The following is a 13,336-nucleotide window of genomic DNA, read 5'->3' as shown; positions in this document are numbered from 1 at the left end:
CATCGCCAATGAGCGCGCCCTATCCATTCGTTGAACGCCGCTGGACCTCGCCGGATGGGCTCACGCTCTTTGCGCGGGATTATGCGCCCGGTTCCGGCGTCGCGCGTCCCCCGGTGATCGCCATCCACGGCCTGACCCGCAACAGCGCCGATTTCGAAGCCATCGCGCCACTGCTAGCCCAGAGCGGGCGGCGGGTGCTGGCGGTGGATGTGCGCGGGCGCGGCCTGTCGGACCGTGCGCCCGACCCCATGACCTATATGCCCGACGTCTATGCGCGCGACGTGCTGGCCCTGATGGAGCAGGCCGGGATCGATAAAGCGGTCTTCGTCGGCACCTCCATGGGCGGGTTGATCACCATGGCGCTGACGGCGATGCGGCCCAAGGCGGTGGTCGCCGCGATCCTGAACGACATCGGGCCGGAGGTGGCGCCGGAAGGTCTGGCGCGCATCGCCGCCTACAGCGGCCAGCCGGTCGAGATCGGCTCCTGGGCCGATGCGACGGCCTATGCGAAGCGGATCAATGCGGTGGCCTTCCCGCACTATACCGATGCGGACTGGGACGCCTTCGCCCGGCGCATTTTCCGCCAGCAGCCCGACGGCGAGATCGCGCTGGACTACGATCCCGACATCGCCGTGCCGATCCGAGCGGCGGGCGCCAAGGCGCTGGTCCCGAACCTGTGGCCCATGTTCCGACGCCTCGCGAAGAAGAAGCCGACGCTGCTGGTGCGGGGCGCCGGCTCGGATCTGCTGAGCGCCGACATCGCCGCGCGGATGAAAAAGGCGGCCCCGACCATGGCCTATGTCGAGGTTCCCGGCATCGGCCACGCGCCCATGTTGGACGAGGCCGAGGCCAAGGCGGCGATCTTCGAATTCCTAGCCGAGGTCGATTAGTCCCTGGTCGGATCGACCCGCGACATGTCACCGTAGGTCAGGGCCAGGAAGACGTCCTCCAAGTCCGGATCTTCGGTGGTGATGTCGGCGATGGTGACGCCGGCGGCGCGCACGGCGTTGATGACCTGCTCGACCGACGACTGCCCCTTCTTGTAGGCGACCGCGAAGGCGCCGCCCGGACGGGGCGTCACCTCGAAACCGGCCAGCGCCGGCGGCGTCGCCTGGGGCGTTTCCGGCGTCACGACGACATTTCGGCTGTCCAGACGGCGCAATAGCTGCGGCGTCGGCTCGCAGGCCACCACTTCGCCCCGGTTGACGATGGCGATGGTGTCGCAAAGCTCCTGGGCCTCCTCGAGATAGTGGGTGGTCAGGACGATGGTCACCCCCTCTTCGTTGATGCGGCGGACGTAGGCCCACAGCTGGCGACGCAGTTCGACGTCCACGCCGGCCGTCGGCTCGTCCAGGATCAGGATGGGCGGATTGTGGACCAGGGCCTTGGCCACCATCAGGCGGCGCTTCATGCCGCCGGACAGGGCGCGGACATAGGCGTTGGCCTTGTCCGACAGGCCCAGCGCAGCCAGCAGTTCGTCGGACCGCCGCTCGTCCTTGGGCACGCCGTAAAAGCCCGCCTGCACCTCCAGCGATTCGCGCGGGGTGAAGAAGACGTCGGCGACGATCTCCTGCGGCACGACGCCCAGAGCGGCGGCGGCGTCGCGCGGCTCCTTGTCGATGTCGCGACCCCAGATGGTCACCGAGCCCTCGGACTTCTTCACCACCCCGGCCAGGATGTTGATCAGAGTCGACTTGCCGGCGCCGTTCGGGCCCAGCAGGCCGAAGACCGAGCCGCGCGGAATGACCAGATCGACGCCGCGCAGGGCCGTCTTGGGCGCGGCCTTCTTGGATCCGGCATAGGTCTTCTTCAGTCCCCGCACCTCGATGGCGTTGTCGGGCAGGGCGGGGGTCTCTGACATGGTCGGCTATTCACTCGGACGGGACGGCGAGCGGCATAGGTAGGGCGAGTGACCGCAATCGCCAACCTGTCTCGCCGACGCCATCCGACAAGCAGACCTGTCCATGTGTCAATGGTGCTTGACGCCACCCATCTATGTGTCTAGCTTGCTTGTCATAAAGACAACCGACCTTGATGGAGATCGCCGTGACCCCCGTTCAAAAAGCCAAGACGCCTCTGACCCGCACCCGCCTGATCGGCTTCGTCGCCATGGCGGTCTGCGCCATCGGCTATGTCGGTGGAGGACTGGCGCTGCTGGCGGGCAAGACCGGTCAGATCGAGATGACACATGCCGCCATCGCCGGCGCCGCCCTGCTGCTGATCGGCGAGATCGGTCTGTGGGTCGGCGCGGCCTGTCTGGGCCTGACGCTGTTCAAGAAGCGCAAGGCGATGCTGAACCGGCTGCTGGGTCGCCGGACCGCCGAGGTTTGACCTTCAGGCCTGCGCCGCCTAGGAAGCGCGCAAGCCTTTCAGACCCGGACCGGACCATGCCTCCCCGCCATTCCGACGCCATCATCCCGCCGCCCGAAGAGATCGTCGTCTCGACCAAACGCGTGGCCTGCGACGGCGGCGGCGGGGCCCTGGGTCATCCGCTAGTCTATATGGACATGGGTGAGGACGACTTCATCGAGTGCGGCTATTGCGACCGGCGTTTCGTCCTGTCGGCCCAGACCCACGACGAGAACGAATATCTGAGCCCCGCCGCCCGCGCGCCCGAGGCCCACTGAGACCGTAACCTCAGTTCAATCGCGGTGTTGCGGCGGTTGGGTCTATAGACGGCTGACACGCTGTTCGGACGGAGACGAGCCTTGCGCTATCTGCACACCATGGTCCGGGTAAAGGACATCGACGCCTCGCTGCACTTCTATTGCGACCTTCTGGGTCTGCAGGAGGTGCGCCGCACCGAGAACGAGGCGGGCCGGTTCACGCTCGTGTTTCTCGCAGCGCCCAAGAATCTGGAACAGTCGGCGGCGGAACGCTGCCCCGAGGTCGAGCTGACCTTCAACTGGGATCCGGAAGAGTATCAGGGCGGCCGCAACTTCGGTCATCTGGCTTACAAGGTCGATGACATCTACGCCGCCTGCCAGAAGCTGATGGACGGCGGGGTGACGATCAACCGTCCGCCGCGCGACGGCAACATGGCCTTCGTCCGCTCGCCCGACGGCATCTCCATCGAATTGCTTCAGGAAGGCGCGTCGCTGGCGCCGGCCGAGCCCTGGGCCTCCATGCCGAACGTCGGCGCCTGGTGATGACGGCGCGGACGGCGGCTCTGCTGACGGTTGCGGCGGTCGTGCTGTCGGCCTGCGCCTCGACCACCGAGAGCAACACCGGCCGCACGGCGACGGAGCAGCTGCTCTTGGCGCGCGCCTCGGACCGGGCGGTCGAGGGGCTGGTCCTGCCATTGCCGACGGGCGCTTCGGTCTTCATCGACGACGCCTACTTCCAGGGCGAGGGCACACGCTACGCCGTCAGCGCGATCCGGGGGGCGATCTCGGACGCCGGTTTCAGCCTGGCCCGCAACAAGGACGAGGCGAACGCCGTGTTCGAAATCCGCGCGGGCGCGCTTTCGCTGGAGCAGATGCGGCGCGTCTTCGGCATTCCCGAGATGCGGATCCCGATCAACGAGACCTTCAACGTCGTCTCCCTGCCGGAACTGTCGGTCTACAGCCACCGCGACCGGGTCGGGGTCGCCGAGTTCTCCGGCTTCCTCTACGAAGCCAAGACCGGTGCCCCGCTGGGCGCCGTGGTGCCGATGATCGGCACCTATCGCATCCGCAGCCACAAGGCCTTCATGGTCGTGTCCTGGGGTCAGCAGCAGGCCCAGCCGGGTCAACGCGATCCCGGATCGAGCTGGACCGAATTCTGACGCTGACGCGGGGGCGTTGGAGCCCTATGTTCCGGCCATGACCGAGACGACTGCGCCCGAAAATCCAGAGACCGAACGCCCGATGACGCAGGACGGCCCTGCGCTGCGGCTGTGGATGATCGACGCCTCGGCCTACATCTTTCGCGCCTATCACGCCCTGCCGCCATTAACGAGAAAGTCCGACGGCCTGCCGGTCGGCGCGGTCCAGGGCTACTGCAACATGTTGTGGAAGCTGCTGAAGGACATGAAGGGCGCCGATGGTCCGACCCATCTCGTGGCCATCTTCGACCACTCGGAAAAGACGTTCCGCAACACCCTGTACGATCAATACAAGGCCCACCGCCCGCCGCCGCCCGAAGATCTGATCCCGCAGTTCCCGCTGGTGCGCGAGGCGACGGCGGCGTTCGGCGTGCATTGCGTCGAACTGCCCGGCTATGAAGCCGACGACCTGATCGCCACCTACGCCTGCAAGGCGCGCGATGCAGGCGGGGAGGCGGTGATCGTCTCGTCGGACAAGGATCTAATGCAGCTGATCGGCGGCGGCGTTGTGATGTGGGATCCGATGAAGGACCGGCGTCTGGCCGAGCCCGAGGTCTTCGAAAAGTTCGGCGTTGCGCCTGAGAAGATGGTCGATCTTCAGGCCCTGATCGGCGACAGCGTGGACAACGTCCCCGGTGCGCCAGGCATCGGACCGAAGACGGCGGCGCAGCTGCTGGACGAATACGGCGATCTGGACACCCTGCTGGCCAACGCCGGTGAGATCAAACAACCCAAGCGCCGCCAGACTCTGATCGACTTCGCCGACCAGATCCGTCTGTCCCGCGAGCTGGTGCGCCTGACCTGCGATGCGCCGGCGCCCGAGGCGATTGACGATTTCGCCGTGCGCGATCCCGATCCCGCGATCCTGTCGGCCTTTCTGGAGACGATGGAGTTCCGCTCGCTGCAGCGCCGCGTTGGCGACGGCAAGGCCGGGCCCAGCGACGTCTCCGCCTTTGCGCCCAAGCGCGCGCCGAACCTGAACGCGCCGGTCGCGACGCCTCGCTACGGCCAGGTCGTCGAAGGTCCGGCCGAGGTTCAGACCTTCGATCACGCAGCCTACGAATGCGTTCAGACTGAAGAGGCGCTGGATCGCTGGATCGCGCGTGCGACCGAGGTCGGCGTCGTCGGCTTCGACACCGAGACCGATACGTTGTCGGCGACCCATGCGGGCCTGTGCGGCGTGTCGTTGGCGGTGGGGCCGAATGAGGCCTGCTACATCCCCCTGACGCACGAGCACGAGCCGCAGGCCGGCGAGGGCGGTCTCTTCGGCGAAGCGGGCGAGGCGCCGGAGCCGATCCATCAGCTGGATAAGCCCACGACCCTGGCCAAGCTGAAGACGCTGCTGGAAGACCCGTCGGTCCTGAAGGTGCTTCAGAACGCCAAATACGACATCGCCGTCATGGCGCGTCGAGGCATACGCGTCGCGCCCTATGACGACACGATGCTGATCTCCTATGTGCTGGAGGGCGGACTGCACGGGCACGGCATGGACGAGCTGGCGCGCCTGCACCTGGGCCACGAGCCGATCCCGTTCAAGAGCGTGGCGGGTACTGGCAAGAGCCAGAAATCCTTCAGGCACGTCGCGCTGAAACCGGCCTCGGAATATGCCGCCGAGGATGCGGATGTGACCCTGCGGCTATGGCGTATTCTGAAACCCCGTCTGGCGCGTGAGGGCCTGTCCACCGTCTATGAGACGCTGGAGCGCGGCATGCCGACGGTGCTGGCGGACATGGAGTTGAATGGGGTTCGCATCGATCCCGACCGGCTGAAGCGGCTGTCCAGCGAGTTCGGCCTTCGCATGGCCGAGCTGGAGGCCCAGGCCCATGAGATCGCCGGACGGCCCTTCAACATCGGCTCGCCGCGCCAGATCGGCGAGATCCTGTTCGGCGAACTGAACCTGCCGGGCGGCAAGAAGACCGCCTCGGGTCAGTGGGGCACCGACGCCAGCGTGCTGGAGGAACTGGCTCTCAGCCACGATCTGCCGCGCGCCATCCTGGACTGGCGCCAGCTGTCGAAGCTGAAGGGCACCTATACGGATGCCCTGACCGCCGCCGCTGATCCCAAGACCGACCGGGTGCACACCAGCTATCAGCTGGCCGCCGCCACCACGGGCCGTCTGGCGTCCAGCGATCCCAACCTGCAGAACATCCCGATCCGCACCGAGACGGGCCGCGAGATCCGCCAGGCCTTCATCGCCGCGCCCGGCAATGTCCTGATCAGTGCCGACTACAGCCAGATCGAGCTGCGCCTATTGGCCCATATCGGCGACATCCCCGAGCTGAAGCGCGCCTTCAAGGCGGGACTGGATATTCACGCGGCGACGGCGTCCGAGATGTTCGGCGTCCCGGTCGAGGGCATGCCGTCCGAGACCCGCCGGCGCGCCAAGGCCATCAACTTCGGCATCGTCTACGGCATTTCGGCCTTCGGCCTAGCCAACCAGCTGGGCATCGATCAGGGCGAGGCGGGGGCCTATATCAAGACCTATTTCGAACGGTTCCCCGGCATCCGCGCCTATATGGACAAGACCAAGGCCGAGGTGCGCCAGACCGGCTTCGTCTCGACCGTCTTCGGCCGCCGAATCCACATCCCGGCCATCCACTCCAAGTCCGGCGCCGAGCGCCAGTTCGGCGAGCGCGCCGCCATCAACGCCCCGATCCAGGGCGCGGCCGCCGACATCATCCGCCGCGCCATGATCCGCATGCCTGCCGCCCTGACCGACGCCGGCCTCGGCGCGCGCATGCTGCTTCAGGTTCACGACGAACTGGTGTTCGAGGCGCCGGAAGCCGAGGCCGACCGCGCCATCGCCGTCATCAAACGCGTGATGGAAAACGCGTCGGACCCAGCCGTGGCCCTGACAGTTCCGCTGGTGGTGGATGCCCGCGCGGCCTCGAACTGGGACGCGGCGCACTAGGAACGGGCTAGGCGGCGATCATGCCGATGTCGTCTGGGAGTTCGCCACGGCCGAGCAGGCCGGTTTCGAAATCCATGAAGATGTCCATCAGCTCCTCGACGTTCACCGGAGAGGCCGACGGGCCGAAGCGGAAGCGCCAGTAGCTGACGATGTGCTGGACGGCGCCCAGTTGGTCGCCCAGCTTGGCGAACATGGACGGGGCGTCCAGCAGGAAGTCGCGGAAGGCGATGGGGCGGCCTTCCTGGGTCAGTTTGGCGTAGGCGTCGTCATAGACCCGCAAGGTTCTACTGACCTCGTCGCAGGTCTTGATGATGCGACCGCGCAGGACATCGCGGCTGCGCGCCAGATATTCCTTGGCGGCACGATCGACCTTGCCGACGGGCTTGATGGTTCGCACGGCCTCGGCGACACCGGCGACCTCGCCCAGCAGGGCGGCGAGCGTCCATTTGTAATAGAGGAAACCTTTCCAGCAGAAGACGCCCTCCTGATACTGTTCGGGCGCCAGGCGCAGCGTCAGTCTCAGGGCGTCCAGCTGATCGCCGGGCGTGTTCGACAGAATCTTGGACGCCATCCGCCCGGCGGAGTCCGAATTCACGGCCACGGTATCCGCGCCCAGGCTCAGCGTCACCAGCGGCTCGATCTCGCTGCGGACGAAGGCCAGCATGCGCTGAAGATCACTGTCGCTGATCGAGAAGTAGCAGGGCGAGGGGTCCAGGCCGCCGCGACGCAACTGCTCCCGCAGCAAAAAGGGGTCCAGCGACGGCAGTTTGTCGATCAGGCGCAGGGTTTCGATATCGGGGTGGTTGGGCGCAACGCCGAACGCCTCCATCATCATCCGCTCGAAGCCGATCTGATTGACGAAGACGTATCGGCCGCCGGTCTTCAGGTCCGCATCGTCGATGGGGATGACGACCTTGGTCGCGACCTGCCGTCGGCCGGTGAACAGATCGGTCTCGTTGCGCCGGAGACGATGTTTGATGATCAGGGCGCGGTTCAGCGCCGCCGTACGGAAGATTGGACGCGCCGCCCAGTCGGGATTGCGCACGGCGCCGTCGGGCGCGCTGTCGCCGTTCTCCTCCCACACGCGCAACAAATTCAGCACGCGAGCTGTGGAGGCCGAGCTCTTGAGATGCTCCAGGTTGCGGACGGCGCGATCAGTCATGGCGCTGACGTTACGCCAACAATCGTCACCAAATGGCTTAGCTCGGGAAATAAAATATCTGCGGTCCGCGAATTTCTGCCGTTCGACCCCTCTCACCGAAAAGGTCTCTGAGCGCTGCGCTGGCGCGTGACGGCGATCCGGGTCTAGAACGACGGCATGCAGATTTTCGACATTCTGATCATCCTCGCGATCCTGGCCGTGACCATCACGCTGGGCTTCGGCCTCTATTCGCTGTTCCGGGGCGGGGACTATGCGCGCAGCCATTCCAACAAGCTGATGCGGCTGCGCGTCGGGCTTCAGGCGGTCGCCGTCATTCTGCTGGTCGTCGGCATGATGTGGAAGGCGACGCAGGGAGCCTGATCATGGTGACGCTGAACAAAATCTACACCCGCACGGGCGACGACGGTCGCACGCGTCTGGCGTCTGGCGCGCCGGTGTCCAAGAGCGACGCCAGGGTCGAGGCCTATGGCGCGGTCGATGAGCTGAACGCGGTGATCGGGGTCGCCCGGCTGAACAGCGGCCAGAACGACCGGATCGACGCCATGCTGGGCCGGATCCAGAATGAGCTGTTCGACCTGGGCGCCGATCTGGCCACGCCTCTGGGCCCGCCGCCGGCCTGGGAGGCCTTGCGCATCGTCGAGAGCCAGGTTGCGCGGCTGGAGCAGGAAATCGACTGGATGAACGAGAGCCTGAAGGCGCTCGACAGCTTCATCCTGCCGGGCGGCGCCCCCTTGTCGGCCCATTTGCATGTCGCGCGCACTGTCTGCCGACGGGCCGAACGCGAGGCGGTGCGCCTGATCGAAAACGGCGAGGCCGTGAACGTCGAGGCGGTCAAATATCTGAATCGCCTGTCCGACCATCTGTTCGTCGCTGCTCGACGCGCCAACGCCAACGGTGCCAGCGACATCAAATGGAAGCCCGGCGCGACCCGCTAGGCGAAACCGGTCAGGCGGCGGGACGCGCCGCCGCCAGTGCGGCTTTCTGACGCTCGGCCTCTGCGGCGCGGGCGCGGCTCTGGGCGGCGAGGTCCTGTTCGATGCGAACCAGCTCCCGGTTCTTCTCGGCCGAAGCCTCGGCGCGCGACACGCCATTGGGGCGGCCGGTGATCTGGGCGATGGAGATAGGCTGGGCGCAGATGCGGCTTTCCATGTCGTACCATTTTCCGGCCGCCTCGCAGCGTTTGCCGGGCGCGACCCAATAGTCCTGCAAGGCAAAAATCCCGACGACCGTGATGCCGAACAGGCCGAAGAAGATCATCGCCAGGCGGGGAAAGGTCAGGAAACGCTTCATCTCGTGGTCCGTTGGATAGGGATCGAAGCCACAGCTTGACCCCACGTTACGTTGACAGGCCTTCGCGACCGCTCCATGTCCTGCCCACACATTCAGGCGATTTCACGGATAGACCCATGAAGGTACTCGTCCCCGTCAAACGGGTGATCGACTATAACGTCAAGGCCCGCGTCAAGGCGGATCAGTCGGGCGTCGATCTGGCCAACGTCAAGATGAGCATGAACCCCTTCGACGAGATCGCCGTCGAAGAGGCGGTTCGTCTGAAGGAAGGCAAGGAACACCATGCGGCCGGCACCGCGACGGAAATCGTCGTGGTCTCCATTGGCGTGACCCAGGCCCAGGAAACGATCCGCACGGCGCTGGCCATGGGCGCGGATCGGGGGCTGCTGATCCAGTCGGATACGGACCTGGAGCCGCTGGCGGTCGCCAAGCTGCTGAAGGCGGTGGTCGAGGAAGAAAAGCCCGACCTGGTCCTGATGGGCAAACAGTCGATCGACGGCGACAACAATGCGGTGGGCCAGATGCTGGCCGCCCTACTGGACTGGCCCCAGGCGACCTTCGCCGGCAAGCTGGTGATCGAAGGCGGCAAGGCCACGGTGACGCGCGAGGTCGATGGCGGCCTGCAGACGATCGCCGCCGAACTGCCGGCGGTGGTGACGGTGGACCTGCGGCTGAACACGCCGCGCTACGCCTCCCTGCCGAACATCATGAAGGCCAAGAAGAAGGAGATCGCCATGAAGGCGGTCGCCGACTACGGCGTCGATGTCGCCGACCGTCTGAAGGTCATCAAGGTCACCGAGCCGCCCAAACGGTCGGCTGGCGTCAAGGTGGCCGATGCGGCCGAACTGGTTTCCAAGCTCAAGTCTGCGGGAGCGCTGTAATATGGCTGTCCTCGTCATCGCCGATCACGACGGTTCGACCGTTCGCGACACCACCCACAAGACCGTGACCGCCGCGCTGGGCCTCTCGTCCGATGTGGACGTTCTGGTCCTGGGGCAGGGGGCGCAGGCCGCCGCCGATAGCGCCGCCAAGATCGCGGGCGTCCGCAAGGTACTGTTGGCTGATAGCGCCGGTCTGGGCAAGATGCTGGCTGAGGCGGTCGAGGCGACCGTCCTGCCGCTGGCCGGGGGCTACGACGCCATCCTGACGCCTGCGACAACGGACGGGAAGAACTTCGCCCCGCGTCTGGCCGCCAAGCTGGATGTCGCGCCGATCTCGGACATCATCGAGGTGGTGTCGGCCGATACCTTCGTGCGCCCCATCTATGCCGGCAATGCGCTGGAGACGATCCAGTCGGCCGACGCCAAGAAGGTGATCACGGTGCGCCCGACCGCCTTCGCCGCCGCCGCCGAGGGCGGATCGGCTGCGGTCGAGAGCGTCGCCGGCGCCGATGCGCCCAAGACGGCCTTCGTGTCCGAGGAAATGGTCAAGTCGGACCGGCCCGAACTGGGCGCCGCCAAGATCATCGTCTCGGGCGGTCGCGCCCTGGGCTCGGCGGACGAGTTCCATGCCGTGATGGAGCCGCTTGCCGACAAGCTGGGCGCCGCCATCGGCGCCTCGCGCGCAGCGGTCGACGCCGGCTATGCGCCCAACGACTATCAGGTCGGTCAGACCGGCAAGGTGGTCGCCCCGGCGCTCTACATCGCCATCGGCATCTCGGGCGCGATTCAGCACCTGGCCGGGATGAAGGACTCCAAGACCATCGTCGCCATCAACAAGGACGCGGACGCCCCGATCTTCCAGGTCGCGGACTATGGTCTGGTCGGCGACTACAAGACGGTGGTGCCGGAACTGATGGCCGCCTTGGGCTAGGCCCAGGTCGAATCGATCTGAAGAGGGCGCGGCGCCGATCGGAGCCGCGCCCTTTTTCTTGCCCGTAGAGGACGGCATGGCGAACTTGCCCATAAGGCTGCAGCCTGGCGCTGCGGCCGATCGCATTGATGGCTGGGCGACCGACGCCGAGGGACGACCCGTGCTCAAGGTGCGCGTCCGCGCCCGTCCGATCGAGGGAGAGGCCAACGACGCCCTAATCCGGATGCTGGCCAAAAGCCTTTGCGTGCCGAAGTCGTCGATCAGCGCGGGACGCGGCGCTCAATCACGTTTGAAGATGATTGTTGTGCAGGGCCTGGATGACGAAGAGCTGCGCTCGCGCCTCGTCGACGGCCTTTCTGGCGATTGAGGAGAGCCATCCGGCCGATTGGTGCGTTCTGCATCGGAACAGGAGACCAGCCCAATGACGATGGACGCCCGCATCCTCCACGCCCGCAGCGGCGTGACGCTCGAGCAGAAGGGCGATGTCTATGCGGTTTCAAGCCTGCGGCTGTCCGAGCCGGCGACTTTTGCGGACGAGGCGGATGCCCAACGCGCATTCGACAATGAGGTCGTGGCCTCCGAGCAGGATCCCGAACTGATGTCGCGTCTCGGCGGGGCCTGAGAAGGCGAAACGCCTGTATTTACGGGCTTGAAAAAGGCTCGAGGATTACGATTCCTGATCGCCGATCATGAGTCTTCGAGAAACTTCCCCTTGTTGGTCAGAATCCGCTTGCTGACAAATCCGCCTCTCCGTATAGAGCCGCCTCGCTCGGAAACGGGCCGGCCGGCGGGGCCGCGGGGGTTTAGGTCCTCACGGTTTCACGGAAGAAAGAAGCGAAAAACTTCTTGCTTTCATCGGTTGGTTTAACTAGGTTCCGCGCTCCAATCGAATCGCCGACGGGTTTTTAGAGGTAAGCCTCGCTTTCCTCCGGTGGTTTCTTGCGGTCTGAAGGGTTCGCTCTTCTCTCCGAAAGATCTCTGAAAAGAGCGGTTGACACGGGGTTTGCGGTTCTCTAAATCGCCGCCTCCGCCGACGACACGGCGCTAAACGGTCGGGCCTCTCCGGAGGTTCCAGGTCTTTGACATTGTTGATTTGGAAAGAGAAACGCAGGCGGCGGTGTTCTTGCGATGACCCTAGAAGGTCATCATACGACACTGACTATCTGCGGTCTTTTTGAAAAGATACCATGCGTCGGTCTTTGGATCGATGACGTGGGAACTCGTCAATAAAATACGTAGAACTAATGCCAAGACCGCTTCGGTGGTCTTCAAGCTTAGGTCAGAAGTCAACTCAACCTGAGAGTTTGATCCTGGCTCAGAGCGAACGCTGGCGGCAGGCCTAACACATGCAAGTCGAACGAACTCTTCGGAGTTAGTGGCGGACGGGTGAGTAACACGTGGGAACGTGCCTTTAGGTTCGGAATAACTCAGGGAAACTTGTGCTAATACCGAATGTGCCCTTCGGGGGAAAGATTTATCGCCTTTAGAGCGGCCCGCGTCTGATTAGCTAGTTGGTGAGGTAAAGGCTCACCAAGGCGACGATCAGTAGCTGGTCTGAGAGGATGATCAGCCACATTGGGACTGAGACACGGCCCAAACTCCTACGGGAGGCAGCAGTGGGGAATCTTGCGCAATGGGCGAAAGCCTGACGCAGCCATGCCGCGTGAATGATGAAGGTCTTAGGATTGTAAAATTCTTTCACCGGGGACGATAATGACGGTACCCGGAGAAGAAGCCCCGGCTAACTTCGTGCCAGCAGCCGCGGTAATACGAAGGGGGCTAGCGTTGCTCGGAATTACTGGGCGTAAAGGGAGCGTAGGCGGACATTTAAGTCAGGGGTGAAATCCCGGGGCTCAACCTCGGAATTGCCTTTGATACTGGGTGTCTTGAGTATGAGAGAGGTGTGTGGAACTCCGAGTGTAGAGGTGAAATTCGTAGATATTCGGAAGAACACCAGTGGCGAAGGCGACACACTGGCTCATTACTGACGCTGAGGCTCGAAAGCGTGGGGAGCAAACAGGATTAGATACCCTGGTAGTCCACGCCGTAAACGATGATTGCTAGTTGTCGGGATGCATGCATTTCGGTGACGCAGCTAACGCATTAAGCAATCCGCCTGGGGAGTACGGTCGCAAGATTAAAACTCAAAGGAATTGACGGGGGCCCGCACAAGCGGTGGAGCATGTGGTTTAATTCGAAGCAACGCGCAGAACCTTACCACCTTTTGACATGCCTGGACCGCCACGGAGACGTGGCTTTCCCTTCGGGGACTAGGACACAGGTGCTGCATGGCTGTCGTCAGCTCGTGTCGTGAGATGTTGGGTTAAGTCCCGCAACGAGCGCAACCCTCGCCATT

15 protein-coding genes and 1 rRNA gene are annotated in these 13,336 nt (G+C 64.5%); 13 read left to right on the top strand and 3 right to left on the bottom strand.

Features of this window, described 5'->3' with window-relative positions; genetic code table 11:
• The first annotated feature begins 8 nt into the window (after nucleotides 1-8).
• The gene (locus BLR19_RS12945) at nucleotides 9-890 is read left to right on the top strand and encodes an alpha/beta fold hydrolase (RefSeq protein ID WP_091751799.1); all 882 of its coding nucleotides are present in this window, start codon (nucleotides 9-11) and stop codon (nucleotides 888-890) included.
• Here the strand turns inward: BLR19_RS12945 and BLR19_RS12940 are convergent.
• A complete protein-coding gene (locus tag BLR19_RS12940; RefSeq protein ID WP_091751795.1) occupies nucleotides 887-1,861 on the bottom strand; it encodes an ABC transporter ATP-binding protein in 975 nt (324 codons plus the stop codon). The genes BLR19_RS12945 and BLR19_RS12940 overlap by 4 nt on opposite strands.
• Before the next feature lie 185 nt (nucleotides 1,862-2,046).
• Between BLR19_RS12940 and BLR19_RS12935 the strand changes: the two genes are divergently transcribed.
• The 5 genes from BLR19_RS12935 (at nucleotide 2,047) to polA (ending at nucleotide 6,716) form a co-directional block, all read left to right on the top strand.
• Nucleotides 2,047-2,331 (top strand): hypothetical protein, encoded by a 285-nt coding sequence (locus BLR19_RS12935; RefSeq protein WP_255366663.1) that lies wholly within the window; start codon nucleotides 2,047-2,049, stop codon nucleotides 2,329-2,331.
• 56 nt (nucleotides 2,332-2,387) lie between these two features.
• Nucleotides 2,388-2,627 carry a zinc-finger domain-containing protein gene (locus BLR19_RS12930; RefSeq protein WP_091751789.1) on the top strand — a complete coding sequence of 80 codons (240 nt, stop codon included), beginning with the start codon at nucleotides 2,388-2,390 and terminating at the stop codon, nucleotides 2,625-2,627.
• Nucleotides 2,628-2,708: 81 nt separating this feature from the next.
• Entirely contained in the window at nucleotides 2,709-3,149 is a 441-nt protein-coding gene (locus BLR19_RS12925; RefSeq protein ID WP_091751787.1) for a VOC family protein, read from the top strand.
• On the top strand, nucleotides 3,149-3,766 hold the full coding sequence (locus tag BLR19_RS12920) for a DUF6655 family protein (protein ID WP_017505427.1): 618 nt from the start codon (nucleotides 3,149-3,151) through the stop codon (nucleotides 3,764-3,766). The genes BLR19_RS12925 and BLR19_RS12920 overlap by 1 nt, the downstream gene beginning before the upstream one ends.
• Nucleotides 3,767-3,803: 37 nt before the next feature.
• Entirely contained in the window at nucleotides 3,804-6,716 is a 2,913-nt protein-coding gene (gene polA / locus BLR19_RS12915) for a DNA polymerase I (protein ID WP_091752091.1), read from the top strand.
• Nucleotides 6,717-6,723: 7 nt separating this feature from the next.
• Here the strand turns inward: polA and BLR19_RS12910 are convergent, their stop codons facing one another.
• A complete protein-coding gene (locus BLR19_RS12910; RefSeq protein WP_091751784.1) occupies nucleotides 6,724-7,878 on the bottom strand; it encodes a hypothetical protein in 1,155 nt (384 codons plus the stop codon).
• A gap of 156 nt (nucleotides 7,879-8,034) precedes the next feature.
• Here BLR19_RS12910 and BLR19_RS12905 point away from each other — a divergent pair, with 156 nt between their 5' ends.
• Entirely contained in the window at nucleotides 8,035-8,238 is a 204-nt protein-coding gene (locus BLR19_RS12905; RefSeq protein WP_055755048.1) for a twin transmembrane helix small protein, read from the top strand.
• A gap of 2 nt (nucleotides 8,239-8,240) precedes the next feature.
• Nucleotides 8,241-8,813 (top strand): cob(I)yrinic acid a,c-diamide adenosyltransferase, encoded by a 573-nt coding sequence (locus BLR19_RS12900; protein ID WP_091752089.1) that lies wholly within the window; start codon nucleotides 8,241-8,243, stop codon nucleotides 8,811-8,813.
• Nucleotides 8,814-8,823: 10 nt separating this feature from the next.
• On the opposite strand, the gene BLR19_RS12895 is transcribed toward BLR19_RS12900, so the two are convergent.
• Nucleotides 8,824-9,168, bottom strand: a complete 345-nt coding sequence (locus tag BLR19_RS12895; protein WP_055755047.1) for a hypothetical protein — start codon at nucleotides 9,166-9,168, stop codon at nucleotides 8,824-8,826.
• A 116-nt stretch (nucleotides 9,169-9,284) separates the two neighbouring features.
• On the opposite strand from BLR19_RS12895, the gene BLR19_RS12890 reads away from it, so the two are divergent.
• The 5 genes from BLR19_RS12890 to BLR19_RS12870 form a co-directional block, all read left to right on the top strand.
• Nucleotides 9,285-10,049, top strand: a complete 765-nt coding sequence (locus BLR19_RS12890) for an electron transfer flavoprotein subunit beta/FixA family protein (protein WP_091751781.1) — start codon at nucleotides 9,285-9,287, stop codon at nucleotides 10,047-10,049.
• Between the two features lies 1 nt (nucleotide 10,050).
• On the top strand, nucleotides 10,051-10,980 hold the full coding sequence (locus BLR19_RS12885) for an electron transfer flavoprotein subunit alpha/FixB family protein (protein WP_091751778.1): 930 nt from the start codon (nucleotides 10,051-10,053) through the stop codon (nucleotides 10,978-10,980).
• 76 nt (nucleotides 10,981-11,056) lie between these two features.
• Nucleotides 11,057-11,347 (top strand): DUF167 family protein, encoded by a 291-nt coding sequence (locus tag BLR19_RS12880; protein ID WP_091751774.1) that lies wholly within the window; start codon nucleotides 11,057-11,059, stop codon nucleotides 11,345-11,347.
• Between the two features lie 54 nt (nucleotides 11,348-11,401).
• Nucleotides 11,402-11,602 (top strand): hypothetical protein, encoded by a 201-nt coding sequence (locus tag BLR19_RS12875; RefSeq protein ID WP_091751771.1) that lies wholly within the window; start codon nucleotides 11,402-11,404, stop codon nucleotides 11,600-11,602.
• 670 nt (nucleotides 11,603-12,272) lie between these two features.
• Nucleotides 12,273-13,336 (top strand): 16S ribosomal RNA (locus tag BLR19_RS12870); the annotation flags it as partial.

Origin of the sequence: Brevundimonas sp. 374, from assembly GCF_900102995.1 — a bacterium.
Taxonomy (GTDB): domain Bacteria; phylum Pseudomonadota; class Alphaproteobacteria; order Caulobacterales; family Caulobacteraceae; genus Brevundimonas; species Brevundimonas vesicularis_C.
The sequence above is the reverse complement of the archived record's forward strand: the minus strand, read 5'-3'. Positions and strand labels throughout refer to the sequence as shown.